The sequence below is a fragment of the Dactylosporangium sp. CA-233914 genome, from assembly GCF_050942935.1.
GTDB lineage: Bacteria > Actinomycetota > Actinomycetes > Mycobacteriales > Micromonosporaceae > Dactylosporangium.
Genome location: NZ_CP192030.1, coordinates 8,743,191 through 8,760,393, shown reverse-complemented (window position 1 = coordinate 8,760,393; position 17,203 = coordinate 8,743,191). Strand labels below are relative to the sequence as shown.

Annotated in this window: 15 protein-coding genes; 5 read left to right on the top strand and 10 right to left on the bottom strand. The window is 71.5% G+C overall.

The window, feature by feature from the left end:
• Positions 1-18: 18 nt before the first annotated feature.
• From ACQPY0_RS39155 to ACQPY0_RS39145, 3 genes are all read right to left on the bottom strand, one after another.
• Positions 19-1,062, bottom strand: a complete 1,044-nt coding sequence (locus ACQPY0_RS39155; protein ID WP_432972760.1) for a hypothetical protein — start codon at positions 1,060-1,062, stop codon at positions 19-21.
• Between the two features lie 55 nt (positions 1,063-1,117).
• On the bottom strand, positions 1,118-3,667 hold the full coding sequence (locus ACQPY0_RS39150; RefSeq protein WP_432972757.1) for a glycoside hydrolase family 2 protein: 2,550 nt from the start codon (positions 3,665-3,667) through the stop codon (positions 1,118-1,120).
• Between the two features lie 129 nt (positions 3,668-3,796).
• Positions 3,797-4,948: an RNA-guided endonuclease InsQ/TnpB family protein gene (locus ACQPY0_RS39145; protein ID WP_432972754.1), complete on the bottom strand. Its 1,152-nt coding sequence runs from the start codon at positions 4,946-4,948 to the stop codon at positions 3,797-3,799.
• Between the two features lie 23 nt (positions 4,949-4,971).
• Between ACQPY0_RS39145 and tnpA the strand changes: the two genes are divergently transcribed.
• Positions 4,972-5,403 carry an IS200/IS605 family transposase gene (gene tnpA / locus ACQPY0_RS39140; RefSeq protein ID WP_432972640.1) on the top strand — a complete coding sequence of 144 codons (432 nt, stop codon included), beginning with the start codon at positions 4,972-4,974 and terminating at the stop codon, positions 5,401-5,403.
• A 58-nt stretch (positions 5,404-5,461) separates the two neighbouring features.
• On the opposite strand, the gene ACQPY0_RS39135 is transcribed toward tnpA, so the two are convergent.
• The 3 genes from ACQPY0_RS39135 to ACQPY0_RS39125 all read right to left on the bottom strand — a co-directional run bounded on the left by ACQPY0_RS39135 (position 5,462) and on the right by ACQPY0_RS39125 (position 8,011).
• On the bottom strand, positions 5,462-6,520 hold the full coding sequence (locus ACQPY0_RS39135) for a LacI family DNA-binding transcriptional regulator (protein WP_432972751.1): 1,059 nt from the start codon (positions 6,518-6,520) through the stop codon (positions 5,462-5,464).
• A 122-nt stretch (positions 6,521-6,642) separates the two neighbouring features.
• Positions 6,643-7,191, bottom strand: a complete 549-nt coding sequence (locus ACQPY0_RS39130) for a phosphoribosyltransferase family protein (protein ID WP_432972749.1) — start codon at positions 7,189-7,191, stop codon at positions 6,643-6,645.
• Positions 7,184-8,011 (bottom strand): ATP-grasp domain-containing protein, encoded by an 828-nt coding sequence (locus ACQPY0_RS39125; RefSeq protein ID WP_432972746.1) that lies wholly within the window; start codon positions 8,009-8,011, stop codon positions 7,184-7,186. The genes ACQPY0_RS39130 and ACQPY0_RS39125 overlap by 8 nt, the downstream gene beginning before the upstream one ends.
• Positions 8,012-8,171: 160 nt before the next feature.
• On the opposite strand from ACQPY0_RS39125, the gene ACQPY0_RS39120 reads away from it, so the two are divergent.
• Entirely contained in the window at positions 8,172-9,869 is a 1,698-nt protein-coding gene (locus tag ACQPY0_RS39120; RefSeq protein WP_432972743.1) for a VanW family protein, read from the top strand.
• A 20-nt stretch (positions 9,870-9,889) separates the two neighbouring features.
• Here ACQPY0_RS39120 and ACQPY0_RS39115 read toward each other — a convergent pair whose 3' ends face one another.
• Positions 9,890-12,313: a GcvT family protein gene (locus ACQPY0_RS39115; RefSeq protein WP_432972740.1), complete on the bottom strand. Its 2,424-nt coding sequence runs from the start codon at positions 12,311-12,313 to the stop codon at positions 9,890-9,892.
• A gap of 354 nt (positions 12,314-12,667) precedes the next feature.
• Here ACQPY0_RS39115 and ACQPY0_RS39110 point away from each other — a divergent pair, with 354 nt between their 5' ends.
• Positions 12,668-12,961 (top strand): DUF4193 domain-containing protein, encoded by a 294-nt coding sequence (locus ACQPY0_RS39110; protein WP_432995540.1) that lies wholly within the window; start codon positions 12,668-12,670, stop codon positions 12,959-12,961.
• Positions 12,962-12,966: 5 nt separating this feature from the next.
• Here the strand turns inward: ACQPY0_RS39110 and ACQPY0_RS39105 are convergent, their stop codons facing one another.
• From ACQPY0_RS39105 to ACQPY0_RS39095, 3 genes are all read right to left on the bottom strand, one after another.
• A complete protein-coding gene (locus ACQPY0_RS39105) occupies positions 12,967-13,863 on the bottom strand; it encodes a ribonuclease Z (protein WP_432972737.1) in 897 nt (298 codons plus the stop codon).
• A 75-nt stretch (positions 13,864-13,938) separates the two neighbouring features.
• Complete coding sequence (locus ACQPY0_RS39100) at positions 13,939-14,571, bottom strand: HNH endonuclease family protein (RefSeq protein ID WP_432972734.1); 633 nt, start codon at positions 14,569-14,571, stop codon at positions 13,939-13,941.
• A 186-nt stretch (positions 14,572-14,757) separates the two neighbouring features.
• Positions 14,758-15,594, bottom strand: coding sequence for a TrmH family RNA methyltransferase (locus ACQPY0_RS39095; protein WP_432995538.1), 837 nt, complete (start codon positions 15,592-15,594; stop codon positions 14,758-14,760).
• 507 nt (positions 15,595-16,101) lie between these two features.
• On the opposite strand from ACQPY0_RS39095, the gene ACQPY0_RS39090 reads away from it, so the two are divergent.
• Complete coding sequence (locus ACQPY0_RS39090; RefSeq protein WP_432972731.1) at positions 16,102-16,305, top strand: hypothetical protein; 204 nt, start codon at positions 16,102-16,104, stop codon at positions 16,303-16,305.
• 110 nt (positions 16,306-16,415) lie between these two features.
• Positions 16,416-17,000 (top strand): DUF4241 domain-containing protein, encoded by a 585-nt coding sequence (locus tag ACQPY0_RS39085; protein WP_432972728.1) that lies wholly within the window; start codon positions 16,416-16,418, stop codon positions 16,998-17,000.
• The last annotated feature ends 203 nt before the right edge of the window (positions 17,001-17,203 follow it).

Here is a 17,203-nt window from a genome sequence, read left to right as displayed (position 1 = left end):
GCTGGTCGGCGCCCGGGGTCAGCGGGCGCGGAAGGGCCACCAGCGGCGGGTGGCCGGGCGGTCGGACAGCACCGACCTCGCCTTGGCGCGGTCGCTCGCCGTGCAGCCGGGGGTCACCAGCATCAGCTGGGCCAGGGACGCCTCGATCGTCACCTGGCGCGGGGCGGCCACGGCCGCGTCCAGGCGGGCCCGCACCAGGTCGCGGACCTCGCGGCGGTGGGCGGGCACGCGGAACGCGAGCGTCACCAGGGCGAACAGGGCCGCGTCACTGACCCAGTCCTCGACGCCGAAGGCCAGGTCCAGCAGCACCTGGCGGCGGGTGGAGGCGGCCCACGGCTCGTCCGGCGCGTGGTGGAGCAGGCCTAGGCAGACCCAGGGCTGCATGAGGCGGTACCAGTACGTCGGCGTCGAGCGGGCCAGGTGCGCCCAGCGCGGGGTCGCCGGCGGCTCCGGCAGGTGCGACAGCAGGCCCAGCAGGTCGTCCAGTCGGAGCTTGCCGAGCGGGGCGGCCTGCAGGTAGCCCGACAGCATCGACGGCCAGGCCTCGCCGCCGACCTCGTGCAGGGTCGCCACCGCGGCCGCCGACGGGGCCGGAACCGCCGGGACCGGGTGGACGCCGTCGTAGCGCCAGAGCGCGGACCGGGCCGGGCGGCGCAGCGCGACGCGGATGTCCGGCGGCGGGAACGCACTGATGTGCAGGTCGAGCGGGCCGATGACCCGGCGGGCGGCGACCTGCGCGCTCGGGGGCTCGGCCGCGGTCAGGGTCATGCGCTGGACGTTGACCTGATCGCCCTGGGCGCGGCGGGCGGCGATCTGGTTCGCGGCCAGGCAGATCGCCTCGGTGGGCATCGGCACCCAGTTGAGCCACGGGCGCGCCGAGCCGGCCAGGGCGAACACGATCTCGGTCGTCCCGCACGGGTGCGGGTCGTCCCGGACGGCGACCAGGTCGGCGACGTCGCCCTTGGCGCGGAAGCGCAGGGCGTGGCGGGCGGCGTCGCGGTGGGGGAACTTCGGGTCGCCCGCGAGGCGCCGCAGCTCGCCGTCGGGATCGTCCGGGATCATGGCGCGCAGGATAGCAACGCCGTCGATGCCGCCGTCGGCCCCACGGCGGCCGCGTCTAGCGGGTGACGAGGTCGTTCGCCGTGCGCAGCACCGGGGCCGCCGACCACACCGCCGGGTCGGTCACGTCCGTGCCGCGCACGCGCAGGGTGACCGACTCGCCGGGGAGCAGGGTGAGCAGCTGGCGGTCGACGGTGGCGGCCGGGTCGACGCGGTCCGGGAACACCGCGAGGTCGCGCAGCAGGGTGCGGGCCGTGACCACGAGCTCGACGCCGCCGTCGGCCCGGCGGGCGGTCACCTCGGCCTCGGGGCGCGGGTAGGCCAGGTCGACGTCCTCGGCGAAGCACCACAGGGCGCGCTCGCCGTCGCCGTCGGCCACGATCAGCTCGGCCGCGGGGTGCTCCGGCGTGGCCAGCTCGGGCGGCAGCGGCACGGTCGCGGCGCCCCCGGCGGGGACGGCCAGCTCGATCACCGCCTTGGCGCGCCGGGCACCGTCGAAGGTGAGGCGGCGGACCTCCAGCCGGGCCGTCCACGGCCGGTCGGTGTCGTTGACGGCGACGATCGCCGGGGCGCCGTCGCGCGGCTGGATGGTGACCAGGCGCTCGGAGTACACCCGGCGCAGGGCGAACCACAGCGGCTTGCGGCGGCCGTCGCCGTCGACCGCCGCCCACGACGTGACCGGCCAGTTGTCGTTGAGCTGCCACACGATCGTGCCCATGCACAGTGGCTTGAGCGAGCGGAAGTGCTCGATGCCGAAGGCGATCGCACGGGCCTGGTTGAGCTGCGTGGCCCAGTGCCAGTCATCGAACGAGTCCGGCGCCGGGAAGTGACCCTGCAGGCCGCGGGCAAGCTTGTCGTTGCCGCCGATGGCCTTCTGGTGGTGCGCGACGCCGGGGGAGTGGGGCGTGAGCGGCTCGTCGCTGACCGCGCGGCGCAGGGTCGCGAAGGCGGGCGGGGCCTGGAAGCCGAACTCGGCGACGAACCGTGGCCGGTAGGTGCCGTAGTGGCGGTAGTCGTGGGTGTTCCAGACGTCCCAGATGTGCATGGTGCCGTGCGCGGGGTCGTTCGGGTGCAGCGTCGCGTCCCCGGAGTAGGGGCTGCCCGGCCAGTACGGGCGGGTCGGGTCGAGGTCGGCGACGATCCGCGGCAGGAGGCGCAGGTAGTAGCCCTCGCCCCAGGTGCGGCCCTGCAGCTGCTCGGGCCAGCCCCAGTCGTGGAAGCCCCAGATGTTCTCGTTGTTGCCGACCCACATGACCAGGCTGGGGTGCGGCATGAGGCGGACGACCTGCTCGCGGGCCTCGGCGGCGACCTCGCCGGCGATCGGCTCCTCCTCGGGGTAGGCCGCGCAGGCGAACGGGAAGTCCTGCCCGACGAGCACGCCGAGGGAGTCGGCGAGGTCGTAGAAGTCCTCGCTCTCGTATCGCCCGCCGCCCCACACCCGCAGGTAGTTCACGCCCGCGGCGACCGCCTGGCCGATCCGGGCCGCGTAGCGCTCCCGGTCGACCCGGGTGACGAACGCGTCGTCGGGGATCCAGTTGACCCCGCGCACGAAGACCGGCTCGCCGTTGACGCGCAGCACGAACCGCGACCCGTCCGCGTCGGCGGCGGTGTCCAGCTCGACCGTCCGGAACCCGATCTGCCGAGTCCATTGATCGAGTTTGCCTGCCCCATACAGCGTTACCGACAACTCGTAGCGATGCGGCTCGCCGTGGCCCCGCGGCCACCAGCGACGCGCGCCGGGCACCTCGACGGTGACGACGACCGAGGTCGCGCCGGGGAGAACCTCGACCGAGGCAGCCACGCCGGCGACCGACACGGTGACCGTCAGCGGTCGGTCGGCGGTGCGGTGTGGGTCGGCCGGAAACTCAGTGCGGTGTGGGTCGGCCAGGAATTCAGTGCGGTGTGGGTCGGCCAGAAGCTCAGTGCGGTGTGGGTCGGCCGGAAACTCGGTGCGGTGTGGGTCGGCCAGAAGCTCAGTGCGCTCCAGGTCCACGTGGACCTCGACCCGGTCGGCGGAGACCAGGGGCCGGACCCGGGCCAGGCGGGCGGTGGACCAGGCGTGCAGGCCGATCGGCTGCCAGATCCCGGCGGTGACGACCGTCGGGCCCCAGTCCCAGCCGAAGTTGCAGGCCATCTTCCGGATGTACTGAAACGGTTCAGGGTAGGCGTTGGGGCGCGGGCCGACCGCGTCGCGGACCGCCTCCGCGTAGTCGTACGCCGAGTCGAACCGCACGCTGAGCGTGTTGCCGGCCGGGCGGATCAGGCCGGTGACGTCGAAGCGGTATCCGCGGTGCATGTTCGCGGTGCGCCCGACCTCGGTGCCGTTGAGCGTGACGGTCGAGACGGTGTCCAGGCCCTCGGCGACGAGGTCGATGCGGTCCCCGGCGAGCCCGTCGGCGTCGAAGGCCGTCTCGTAGACCCACGCGGTGCGCCCGATCCAGTGCAGCCGCTCCTCGTTGTCGTCCAGGAACGGGTCGGGGATCGCGCCCGCGGCGAGCAGGTCCGTGTGCACGCACCCCGGCACGTTGGCGGCGAGGGGGCCGTCGATGGGTGCGGGGTCGGCGGCGCGGACGGTCCAGCCGGAGTGCAGCGGACGCAGAACTGGCATGTAGTGCTCCCGACTGAACCGGATAAGTAATCGAGTCCAAACCCTAGGTTTGCCCGAGAAGCGGTGTCAAGTCAACTACCCGCCCATGAATGGGCGGGCTTGCGGATCACTGCCTTGCTGGCTGCAAGGTCAGGCCGCGTGTGGGCGATTGACTGCGCCCCAGCCCACGACACCGCGTGCAGCGATGTTGAGGGCCGCATTGTGATCGGCGTGGGCAACGACCCCGCACGATCGACAGTTGAACGCTTCCTGGTCAGGGCGGTTCCGTTTGTCCCGATACCCGCAGGCTGCGCAGGTCTGGGAGGTGTACCGGGGGTCGACTTCGACCAGCGGTACACCCGCCCGGCGGGCCTTGTAGACAAGGAACTCGCCGAGTTGGTGGAACGCCCACGAGTGCAGCGTGACCCGTTGGGGCTTTTTCAGCCGGACCCGGTCGCGGATCCCCGTCAGCTTCTCGACGGCGATCCCGCGGCCGGTGCGTGCAGCCTCGGTCACGATGCGCTTGGCGATGCGATGATTGACGTTCGCGGCGTGCCGCGCTTCCTTCTTGCGGCGGCGGGTCAGCAGCCGCTTCGCCGACTTGGTGTCCTTGGCCTGCAACCGCGTCCTGAGCCGCTGCTGACGGCGACGGTAGCCGTTGAGCTTCGTGCCTGCGTAGCGGGTGCCGTCGGAGTCGTAGGCGATGTTGACGATGCCCATGTCAACACCGAGGAACCCGGTCGGGTCGAGCAGCTCCGGGTCGGGGATCTCGACGGTGGCGTAGAGGAACCACATGCCGTCGCGGTGCACAAGGTCGGACTCACCGATCGGGTGGGCGGCGACCGCCTTGACCTGGTTCGGGGAGCCGGTGAACGCCATCGTCTTGAGTCGCCCGTTGATGGTCCAGATGGAGACGGTGCGGGCGTCGTGCTGCCACGACAGCATCCGCGCGTCGTACGGCTGCGCGGCATCCCAGCGGAAGCTGATCGGGTTCGACTCGGCGGCACGGCGGCGCTTCGACCCGGGCTTGCCGAGGTTCCCCGCCTTGATGTTCGCCGCGAGGGTCTTGTAGGCGTCGGCGACCTTCTTGATGACGTGCTGGGCGGCCTGCGCACCGAGCGCATAGCCGTCCTTGACGTCGTGGTAGGTGTGCCGCCGCAGGTTGTAGTTGCGGTAGCAGCGAACGTCCCGCGCCAGCACGGCCACGTCCGAGGCTGCGGCGTTGCAGGCGCGCAGGCTCGTCTCCAGCGCCGCCGCCTGTTCAGACGTCGGCAGGAGCTTCACCTGTACGACCAGCTTCACACCACCATCGTACCATTTGGTCTATGTCACCTCGATGGACCCCAGACCCGGATGTGCGTCGGGGTCGCTCAGTCGTGCACAACCTGCATGCGCACTTGGTCTTCACCACGAAGTACCGGCGCGGCGCACTCACCGACCCGATCCTCACCCGCTGCCAGGAGATCATGGCCGACGTCTGCCGCGACTTCGGCGCCGAACTGCGCGAGTTCAACGGCGAAGACGACCACGTCCACCTGCTGGTCCACTACCCGCCGAGCGTCGCCCTGTCAAAGCTCGTCAACTCCCTCAAAGGCGTGTCCTCCCGCTACCTGCGGCAGGAGTTCGCCGGACACCTGCGCAAGTACCTGTGGGGCGAACACCTGTGGTCGCCGTCGTACTTCGCCGGGTCATGCGGCGGCGCGCCCCTCGCAGTGGTCAAGGAGTACATCGAAAACCAGAAACGTCCCGGTCCGTGACGGCGTTCCTCCCGGCCCTGAAGGGCCGGGGTTCCCGCCGTACCAACTGCTGAACCGTTCAGCGGGTGCGCGGCGGGCGCGTCGACTGGCGGGCGGTCAGCGTGCCGGGCGGCAGGGTCAGCCGCGTCTCCCCGCCGCCGCCGATCGCGGTCAGCAGCGCCCGCGCGGTCAGCTCGGCCTGCAGCGCCGGCACCTGCACGACCGCCGTGATCTCGGGGACGGTGATCTGGCACAGGTCGGAGTCGTCCCAGGCGACGACGGAGAAGTCGGCGGGGACGGTGAGCCCCATCTCGTGCGCCACCTTCAGCGCCGCGGCGGCCATGACGTCGTTGTCGAAGACCAGCGCGGTCGGCGGGTCGGCCAGGCTCAGCAGCTCGCGGGTGGCGCGCATGCCGTCGGCGGCGCTGTAGTTGGTGTAGACGGCCCGGTAGTCGATGTCGCCGGCCGCGGCGACCGCGGCCGTGTAGGCGGCGTCGCGCCGGGCCGTGTGCAGCAGCTCGCGCGGGCCCGCGACCCGGAAGACCGAGCGGTGCCGCAGGGCCCGCAGGTAGCTCACGATGCTCTGCGCGGTGCCGGCGGTGTCGGCGTCGACGGAGCTCAGCCCGGCCAGGTCGAAGCCGTCGAGCTCGGAGTCGCCGCCGCCGATCACCGCCGCCGGCAGGCCGATCTCGCGCAGCGCGGCCGGGCGCGGGTCGCCGTGGCGCAGGTCGGTCAGGATGACGCCGTCGACGTGGCGGCCGGCGTACCATCGGCGGTACACCTCGATGGTGTCGGCGAATTCGTCGACCAGATGCAGCACGAGCGCCACGTCGTTGCGGTTGAGCTCCGCCTCGACGCCGCTGAGCATCTGGGTGAAGAACGAGTCGACGACCATGACCCGCGGCGGGCGGACCAGCACCATGCCGACGGCGTTGGCCCGGGCGGTGCCGAGCGAGCGGGCGGCGATGTTCGGCGCCCAGCCGAGCTCGCGGGCGGCGGCCAGGACCCGCGCCCGGGTCTGCTCGGAGACGCCGGGGCGGCCGTTGAGGGCGTAGGACACGGCGGCCTCGGACACGCCGGCGTGCACGGCCACCTGCCGGATCGTGACCCGTCCCTGCTGCTCACCCGATGCTGTCATCGCTCGGCACCCTACACGCTCACTTCGCCGCGCCGGCGGTGAAGCCGTTGCGGACGGCGATGCCCTTGATGATCACCACCGTGGCGTGCCGAACTTCTGGCGAGCGGCGTTGGTTACCCGCTTCAGTCGTCAAGCAGCTCGTCGGCGGTCATCAGTGCCCGGACCCCGAGCCGCCCGCGGATCTCGTCGCGCTCGCCCAGGTCCTCCACGACGCAGGCGAGGCCGAGCCAGGCGGCGCCGATCTCGGTCACCATCTCCCGGATGGCCAGGGCCTGCCCGCCGCTCTCGACCCAGTCGTCCACGCACAGGACCCGGTCGTGCGGGCGGACCAGGGCGCGGCGGAAGCTCAGCCGGGCGCCGCCCTCGTGATATCCGGCGGGCAGCCGCCGGGACGCGTAGAGCCGCGGCCCGTGCTCGGCGACGCGGTCGTTCTTGCGCACCTCGACCAGCCCGACGCCGAGGTGGGCGGCGACGAGCGCGCCGAGCAGCGTCCCGCGCGACGCTGGGCCGAGCACCACCGTCGGCTCGCCCGGGATCAGCGCGCTCAGGGCCGCGGGCAGATCCCGCAGGACGACCGGATCGCGCCACCACTCGGTGATGTCGGCGAACACCACGTCCGGGCCGCCGCGCCAGTGGAAGCCGACGCGCAGCCGGGTCCGCAGGTCAGGCACCGAGAGCCGGCGCCGGCTGCCAGCGCCACTTCGGGTGGCAGTCGGGGTCGTTGGCGGCCAGCACGGCGCGCAGGACGCCGTCGGGGTCGCAGCTGTAGAGCCCGGAGCTCCACACGTTGTTGACCTCGAGCACCGCGAACTCGCCGGTCTCGGTGCGCCCGACGTCGATGACGGCGGTCGGCGGCACGTCCTGCGCCGGCAGGTCGGCGAGCATGAGCGCGACGAACGCCGCGGCCTCGTCGTGCCAGGAGGCGCGGTGGGTGCGCAGCGACGGGCTCCACTCCTCGCCCTCGACGAGATACGGCGACCACGCCACCGGCTGCCGCCCGATGGTGAAGACGCGATACTCCGAGGCGAGGTCGAGCCAGTGGTCCATGATGATCAGGGTGCTGTCGGCCCGCAGCCGGGCCGTGCGCAGCCGGTTGCGCAGGTCGTCGGCGTTGCGCACCCAGGCCGCGGAGAAGGCCGGGTGCTTCTCGTCGGCGAGCTTGGCCACCGCCGGCTTCGGCCCCACGAAGTCCGGCGCCTCGCCGACGCTGACGAGCCGGATGTCGCGCCCGGTCACGTCCTTGGGCAGCGAGGCGAACCAGGACGGCGAGGCACCGTAGAGGCAGATGTCGGCGCCGCCCGCGATGAGCGTGGTGAGGTAGCCGCCGGCCGCGCGCCACGCCACCCCGTCGGCCGAGTGCAGCCCGTGGACCTCGGCCGGGTCGCCCGGCAGCTGCGCGACCGGCAGGCCGATGCGCTGGGCGGCATGCGTCAGCGCCGCGCTCGCCTCGGGGGAGCGCACGCGCATTGCCAGGGTCCGGAACTGACGCACCCTCACATCCTGCCAGCGAGCCTCGCCAGTGTCGTTACCGGAGGCCACAGACGGCACACCCGGCCGTCAAACGCTCACCGAGGGCAGTCGTGGTGACACTTTCGGGGGCATCAAGGTCGACTTTTAGCATGAAAGGTAACAAATCAGGCACGGTGTCAGCATGGCAACCGAGCTTCGGACGCGGCCCGTCGTACCGCCGCTGGTCCGCCGCCGCCAGGCGGTGCGTCGCCGCCGGCTGGTGATCGCCGTCACGCTCCTCGTCGTCGCGCCCGGCCTCGCGGCCCTGCGCACCTACGCCCACGACGTCGACCGCGGCGTCCGCGTCCTCGGCGTCGACCTCGGCGGCCGCTCCCGCGACGACGCGCGCCGGGTCCTGGCCGCCGCCCTTGCGGCCCGGGTCCGCCAGCCGGTCGCCGTGCGGGTCGGCACCGAGCCCGCCGTCGTCGACCCCGCCGCGGTCGGCCTCGCGGTCGACGTCGACGCCACCCTCGAGCGCGCCGGGCAGGCCTCGCCGCTGCCGTTCGCCCACGAGGACGTCGACCCGGTCGTGCGCGTCGACGGCGACCGGCTCTTCGCCGCGCTCATGGACCACCTCGGGGCGCAGGGCGACGCGCCGGTCATGCCCGCGGTGCGCTTCGACGGGCTGCGCCCGGTGCCGGTGTACCCGGAGCCGGGGCGCGGGCTCGACCGGTCCGCGGTCGCCCGGATCGCCGCGGCCGGTTGGCTGCGCCGGCCGGTGCTCGAGTTCCCCGTGGTCTCGCTGGTACCGCGCAGCGCCCGCGCCGACGTCGACCGGATGGTCCGCGACCTGGCGAGCCCCGCCGTGGCCGCCCCGCTCGTGCTGGCCACCCCGCGCGGGGAGGTCAACGTGCCGGCCGCCGGGATCGCCGCCGCGCTGCGGATCGAGTCGGACGCCTCGGGCACGCTCGTGCCGTCCCTGGACGCGGCCGCCCTGCGCAAGTCCGCGGCCACGGCCCTCGCCCGCGTCGAGATTCCCGCCACCGACGCCCGCTTCGAGGTCACCGCCGGCCGCCCGGTCATCCGCGGCGAGACCGACGGCCGCCGGGTCGACCTGGACTCGCCGGCGATCCTGCGGGCGCTGCGCTCCACCGCGACCCCACGCCGGGTCGAGGTGCCGATGACGACGGCCTCGGCCGGCACCACGGCGGCGAGCCTGGCCAAGCTGGGCGTGACGGCCCCGGTCGGCGCGTTCACGACCCGCTTCGAGCCCGGCCAGCCCCGGGTGGTGAACATCCGGACCATGGCCGAGGCGCTGCGCGGCATGCTGATCCGGCCGGGGGAGACGTTCAGCCTCAACGAGCGCGTCGGCGACCGTACCCACGCGAAAGGCTACGTCGACGCGCCCGGCATCGAGGACGGAAAGATCAAGAACACGCCGGGCGGTGGCGTCTCCCAGGTCGCCACGACACTGTTCAACGCGGCGTACCTGGCCGGCCTGGCCGACGTCGAGCACCACCCGCACACCTACTACTTCGACCGGTATCCGGCGGTGATCGAGGCGACGGTGGTCTTCGGGTCGCTGGACCTGCGGTTCCGCAACGACGGCCCGAGCGGCATCCTGATCGACACGGCGACCGGCGACGACTCGGTGACCGTGACCCTCTACGGCACCAGGCGATACGACGTCTCCACCGTGTACGGCCCCCGCACGAAGATCGTCCAGCCGAAGACGGTGTACCTGCAGGAGTCCGACTGCAACGCGACGGCGGGCGCGCCCGGGTTCACGCAGGAGGCGTACCGGGTCTTCAGCCGCGACGGCAAGGAGCTCCGGCGGGAGCGCTTCGCCTGGCGTTACGACGCCGAGCCGAACTTCATCTGCGGCTCGCCGCCGGCCTGACCTGCGCCGACCGCCTGCGATCAAACCCGCACGCGCTCGCCCGCCGGGTCGTACAGGGGGCGCAGGGAGGCGCGGATCGGGTACGCGGACCCGGCGATCTCCACGGTCAGCTCGCCGCCGTCGAGCCACGCCTGGTCGAGCGGCTCCTCGCCGGCGTCGAGCATCGCCAGGCCCACGGCGCCGCCGAGGGTGTGGCCGTAGGAGGCGGCCCGCACGTATCCGGCGTCGCGCCCGTCGCGGCGCACCACCTCGGCGTGGAACAGCAGCGCCTTCGGGTCGGTGACGAGGACCTGGACCAGCCGCCGGGTGAGCGGCCCGCGGGCCTTGCGGGCCAGCACGGCGTCGCGGCCGATGAAGTGCTCCTTGTCCAGGGCCACGGCGAAGCCCAGCCCGGCCTCCAGCACGTCGTCGGTGTTGTCGATGTCGTGGCCGTAGTCGCGGTACCCCTTCTCCATGCGCAGGCTGGCGAGGGCCTTGAGCCCGGCGTGGCGCAGCCCCCGCCCGGCGCCGGCGGCGACCAGGCGGTCGTACACGTGCACCGCCTGTTCGGCCGGGACGTACAGCTCGTAGCCGAGCTCCCCGACGTAGGTGATGCGCAGGCACAGCACCCCCGCGTAGCCGATCTCGAGCTCGGCCGCCCCGCGGAACGGCAGCCCGACCGGCCCGCCGGCGGCCGCCTCGAGGATCTCGCGGGAGCGGGGGCCCTGGACGTTGAGCTGTGCCCAGCCGGAGGTCACGTCGGTGGCGAACGCGTGGCGGTCGCGCAGGTGGCGGCGCAGGCGGGCGTGCACGTGCCGGTGCGCGGTGTCGGAGGCGACGACCCAGAACCGGTCCTCGTCGAGCTGGGTCACGGTCAGGTCGGCCTCGATCGTGCCGCCCTCGTTGAGCCACTGCGTGTAGGTCACCCGCCCCGGATGGCCGATCCGGTTCGCCGAGAGCTCCTCCAGCACCGCCCCGGCCTCGCGCCCCTGGACCAGGAACTTCGCCATGAACGACATGTCCATGACGATCGCGTCCTCGCGTGCCGCCCGGTGCTCGGCCGCCCACTGCGGGAACCAGTCGGGCCTGCCCCAGGATAGGGTGAAACTTCCGGAATATCCGTAAAAATCGGGCATCTCCCAGCCGGACACGTCCCGCCGGTACGGGCGCAGCGGCTCCAGCCGGTCGTGCAGCGGCGAGCGGCGGGCCCCCCGCGCCGAGGCGAAGGCCTTGTCCGGGAAGTGGGTCGCGTACACCTGGCCGAGCGCCTCGGCCGTCCGTTCCGCCCGGTAGGCGCGGTTGCGCTGGTACGGCTGCAGCCGGTCGATGTGCATCCCGGTCACGTCGACGTCGGGCCGCCCGTCGGCGATCCAGGTCGCGAGCGCCCGCCCGATCCCGCCGCCGGTCAGGATGCCGATCGAGTTGAGCCCGGCCGCGACGAAGTAGTTGCGCAGCTCCGGCGACTCGCCGAAGACCGGCGCGAGGTCGGGCGTGAAGCTCTCCGGGCCGCAGAAGAACGTCCGGATCCCGGCGGTCGCGGTGACCGGGATGCGGGCCATCGCCTTCTCCAGGTAGGGCGCCATGCGGTCCCAGTCCGGCGGCAGCGTGCCGAAGGAGAAGCCGTCGGGCACCCGCTCGACGCTCCACGGGGCGGCGGTGCCCTCGAACAGCCCGACCATCAGGCCGCCGGTCTCCTCGCGGTAGTACCCGTACGACCCCGGGTCCTCCAGCACCGGCAGCTGCGCCGTGACGCCCTCGATCGGCTCGGTGATGAGGTAATAGTGCTCGGCGGCCTGCAGGGGCACGCTGACCCCGGCCTCCTCGCCCAGCTGCCGGGCCCACATCCCGGCGCAGTTGACCACGACCTCCGCCTCGACGTCGCCGAAGGGCGTGCGGACCCCGGCCACCGTGTCCCCGCGGCGAAGGGTCCCGGTGACGGGTACGCCCTCCCGGATCCTGACGCCCCGCTGCCGTGCGCCCTTGGCGAGCGACATGGTCACGTCCACCGGGTTGGCCCGCCCGTCCTCCGCCACGTAGAACCCGGCCAGGACGTCGTCGGTGCGCGCGAGCGGGAACAGCTCGCGGACCTCGGCGGGGGAGATCTCGTGGACGTCCACGCCGAGGTGCCGGTTGAAGGCGGCGACGCGGCGGTACTCCTCCAGCCGCCCCTCGTCCGCCGCGAGCTCGATGAACCCGCACTGCCGCAGGCCGGTCGACAGCCCGGTCTCGGCCTCCAGGCTCGCGTACAGGTCGCGGGTGTACTGCCGCATCCGCGTCGAGGTCTCCGACAGCGAGCCGAACGTGACGATCAGCCCAGCGGCGTGCCACGTGGTTCCGGCGGTCAGCCGGTCCCGCTCCAGCAGCAGTACGTCGGTGACGCCCGCCTTCGCCAGGTGGTACGCCACGGACGTGCCGATCACGCCGCCGCCGACGACGACCACGCGGGCCCGTTCTGGGAGGTCCATGCGTGCACTCTAGTGCCGCAGGGGCGCCCGGGCGCCTCCGCCGAGTTCGCCCGAACGGCCACCCGGCGGTCCTGACCTGGGCTTTTCGGTGACGGCCGGGAACATGTGAGCCGAGAATCGCAAAAGTCCGCGAACGAGCGATCCGGCGAGGTAGCCTCGTTGGCGCTGCCGCTGATGATATGTCCACAGTGGACCGAATCGGCGCCGGATCCCCGTGAACCGGCGTGAGCCGGGACACAGCTGGATTCATTCACGTCGGTCGTGAAGTTCATCCATCGTCGGCCGGGAACACATCCCGGACCGGCGGCGTTCGTTACACAACCAAGTCACCAAGAGAGGGTGAACGCCATGGCCATCAGCACCGACTACGACGCGCCACGCCACCCGGCCGGCAACGACCTCGCCGAGGACAGCCTCGAGGAGCTCACCGCCCGCCGGACCAACGGGCAGTCGGCCGCGGTCGACGTCGACGAGAACGAGGCCGGCTTCGAGCTGCCCGGCGCCGAGCTGACCGACGAGGAGCTGACCGTTCCCGTCGTGCCGATGCGCGGTGACGAGTTCCGCTGCTCGAGCTGCTTCCTCGTCCACCACCGCAGCCAGCTGTCGCGGGAGAAGAACGGCGCGCCGATCTGCACCGAGTGTGACTGAGCCCCTCAGCCGCGGATTCTGACCCTGGTCAGATCCTCGGCGACGACAACCTCGCCGTCGAAGACCGCTTCCGCCTCCCGCCGGAAGCGCGACGGGTCGTCGTAGCGCTGCGAGAAGTGGGTGAGCACGAGCGTGCGGACCCCGCTTTCCGCGGCCACCCGAGCCGCCTGCCCGGCGGTGAGGTGCCCGTGCGCGACGGCCAGTCCCTCGTCCTCGGCGAGGTAGGTCGACTCGATCACCAGCACGTCGGCCCCGTCGGCGAGCCTCAGCACGCCCTCGCACAGCCGCGTGTCCATCACGAACGCGAACCGCTGCCCCCGCCGCGGCTCGCTCACCTCCGAAAGCCGCACTCCGCGCAGCTGCCCGACGCGCTGCAGCACGGCGATCTCCGGCCCGGCGATGCCCCGCTCCCGCAGCCGGTCCGGCAGCATGCGCCGCCCGTCGGGCTCCACCAGGCGGTAGCCGAACGCGTCGATGCCGTGGTCGAGCCGGAACGCCTCGAGCCGGAACTTCGCCGTCTCGGCGAGCACCCCGTCGCCCGTGACCGGATGCTTGGTGATCCGGGCGGTGTCGTAGAACGGGGTGGCGTTTCGCAGGCGGTCGAAGTACACCTCCCCGCTGCCCGGAAAGTAGGCCTGCACGTCGTGGGGCGAGCCGTCCAGCGAGATGCGCTGGATGACCCCCGGCAGGCCGAGGCAGTGATCGCCGTGGAAGTGTGTGAGACAGATGCGGGTCACGTCGCTCGCGGCCACGCCGGCGTGGACCATCTGCCGCTGCGTGCCGTCGCCCGGGTCGAACAGGATGCCCTCGCCGTCCCACGTCAGGAAGTACCCGTTGTGGTTGCGCAGCCGGGTCGGCACCTGGCTGGCGGTCCCCAGCACGACGAGCTCACGAGGCGACATTCCGCGGACTGTACCGCCGCGAGTGCCGCCCGCCGCCGGGTGGACGGCGCGCGGGCGTACTCTCGCGGGCTCCGGTCAGCAGGCGTTGAGCATCGACTGCAGCGCCGTCTTCTCCGACGACTGCAGCTTGAGGCTGTAGGTGTACTTGACGCGGATCCACATGCGCGCGTACGTGCAGCGGTACGACGTCAGCGGGGGCTGCCACGTCGACGGGTCCTGGTCGCCCTTGGACTGGTTGACGTTGTCCGTCACCGCGATGAGCTGCGGGTGCGTCAGGTCGTTGGCGAACGCCTGGCGCTGGGCCGTCGTCCACGAGCTCGCACCCGAGCGCCACGCCTCGGCCAGCGGGACCACGTGGTCGATGTCCACGTCGGAGCTCGCGGTCCAGGTCGCGCCGTCGTAGGGGCTGTACCAGCGGCCGGACGTCGCCGAGCACGAGCTGTTGGTCACCACCGACGTGCCGTCGCGCTTGAGCACGGTCTCGCGCGTGTCGCACGAGCCGGAGATCGTGATCCAGTGCGGGAACTTGTCCCGGCTGTACCCGCTCATCGACCCCTCGCTCGCCACGGTGAGCGCGTTGAGCTCCGACTGGGCCGTAGTCTTGGACGGGATCCCGGGCGGCGTGGCGCCGGCCGGGCCGGCGAGTCCGGCGACGATCCCGGCGCCGGCCACGACGACGACCGCGACCGCCCTGGCAACCTTCGACATGGGCAACTCCCTTCACTGCCTGCTGACAGGGAGCAACCTTTCGTTCGGCCGTGAACGAGGCTCGTCCCCGGCGTGACATCGGATCTAAGGATGCCAATACTTCGGTTGATGTTGAACCCGTGAGGACGGCGTGCGGGGTCCCGGCCGCGGCGATCGTTCGATCGTGGCGAAGAAGCCGGGGTCACGTCAGCGGGACAGCCTGCTCCGGGCGATGCGCTGGCGGGCGGCCTCGTAGAGCACCGCGGTCGCGGCATTGGCGGCGTTGAGCGAGCTGGCGCTGCCGGCCATGGGGATGCTGACGGTCTGATCGGCCAGCTCGCGCCAGGAGGAGCTCAGTCCCTTGGTCTCGTTGCCGATGAGCAGCAGCGTAGGGCCGGTCAGATCGAAGTCGAAGATATCGACGTCGCCGTGCTCATCCGTGCCGACGAGCTGAACCGGCGTTCCGGCGGCCCGGTGCGTGTCGAGCCAGGCCATGACCTCGTGCGCTGAGGGCACCCGGACGGTCGGCAGCGCGAACAGCGATCCGGTGCTCGCCCGTACGGACTTGCTGTCGTAGACGTCGGCGGCATGACCGGTCACGATGACACCGTCGGCCGCGAAGGCGTCCGCCGAGCGGATGATGGCCCCGATGTTGCCCGGGGTCGTCGGGCGGTCGAACAGCACGCCGAGGAAGTCGCCGGACACCTTGATGCGGTCGAGGTCGTCGTCCGGAATCTCCATCACCGCGATCAGCTCGGGTGCCTCCTCGTGCTTCTCGCCCAGTTCGGCGAGAAGTTCTGAAGCCATGGCCACCTGCTCGGCGAACGTCGTACGGAGCAGATCCTGGGCCCAGCCCGAGAGCTGGTGCTGCATGTCGAAGATCAGGGTCCGGATCGGCCAGCCTTGCTCGACGGCGACGTTGATCGGCCGTACGCCCTGGACGAGGAACTCGCGTGAACGCTGCCGCTTGCTCCGGTTCGTCAGCAGCGCCTGCCATTGCTGGAAGCGGGCGTTCCTGGTGGTGATCCGCTGCGTGGGTGCCACCCGTTCCTCCAGGCCATGATCACTGAGCATCGTCGTTCGGGCGGCCACGACCGCTCTCCCCGTGCGTCCTAACGTTACCGAGCGGCGCCGGCCAATCCGCCGGGGTGGCCGCCCGGCGGACCGTCAGTGTCCTTCGCCGAAGTCTGCGAATGTCAGACTTAGGTTGCGAGGCTGGCGCCGACGCCGATGGAGCAGCAGCTGTTGTCCGGTCTTGGTCAGGTTGGCGGATTCTCAGGCAGTCGGCAGCCTTTCCGACGGATTCTCGTGCAGCGTGGCGACGGGGCCCGATATGTACATCTATGTGGGGAAGAGCGTCTCAGGCAATTTGGCGATTCTCAGTGGATCAATGGCGTCCGGACGGGCTTGACGTGCTCGCGGGAAGTGCAGGCGGGCGTGCTGCGTCCTTGCCAGTTTGGTGACGCTGCGCAGTGGCACAGGTGATCGACCGCAAGTGCCGCGCATCCGAATTTGCTTGATATGCGTGCACCCGGGAACGGCTGCGCGTTTGTGGAGCTGGCCCAGTACGGTCGGGTTGCGTCTTTGGTTGATCTGCACCGCGGCTTCCGCGACGAGGAGCGGCGCCATTCGGCCCAGGCGGTCGTCATGCAGTACCTGGCGGACGACCCGCTCATGCCGATGTCAGAGCGCTGTTTCGTCGCTGTCATAGAGGTCGAAATCGAGAGGCACGTCCACCTTGGCGGACCGGTGTAGAAGCCGCCCTGGCCCGCTGTGCTCATCCGCGTTGAGGAATTCGGGAGTCGGGTTGTCGCCTCCGCCGGGGCAGGCATCGAACTGGACCAGACTGTGTCACGATTCCGGTTATGAATCCCGACTTCAACATGGCACTGATGGACGTGGATGTCATCGTCGCCGATCCGTTGAGACTGCCCAGTGGCCGTTTGGTCGCTGCTGAGCCGCCCGGTCTCTTCCCGGCCGGGGAGGTTGCCCGTTGGGCATTCGCCGAGACGATCGCCCCGGGCGAGTATCCCGTGGAGGTACTGCGCGAGCGCGGCTGGGTGATCGCCGCGCGGGTCATCGTTTGCCCCGGGCCTGTGCACGAGTGGCGGCCGGCTAAGGTGGCCGGACGGCCGGATTGGGAACATTGCTTCTTCCCGGTCGACGGCGCCACAGGGTCGTTCGGATCGGTCGAGGTGTTCGAGACGCTGACCGATCCCGAGGCCAGGGAGGACCTCATCGCCGACCTCTCCTTCGGCTCCGGCGAGCCCTACATCACTTATGTCGACGAAGACACGGGTCTCAATCTGATCAGCTTCGCCCTTGGCGGCGACGGGAAGTTCGAGACCTGGGTCGGCTATACCGCGGCCGGCGACGCGGCGTGTTTCCTGACCGATTACGGCGATCTGTGCGGCCGGGACGATCGGCGAGGCGCACGCTCACGTCACTGATGGCGTGCGATGGCAGCCGGCGGACCGCATGCTCAGGTGCGCGGACATGCCGCGATGGGATCGCCGCCACCTTGCGAGAGACATACCAACAGTTACCCACGGTCACGGCGGTGTGGAAGGTTGATCTCCGGGGAAACTAGTCTAGTCACATCCATCACAGCCGCTTGACCTACCGAATCCGCCACCATCGTTGAGAATCCTCG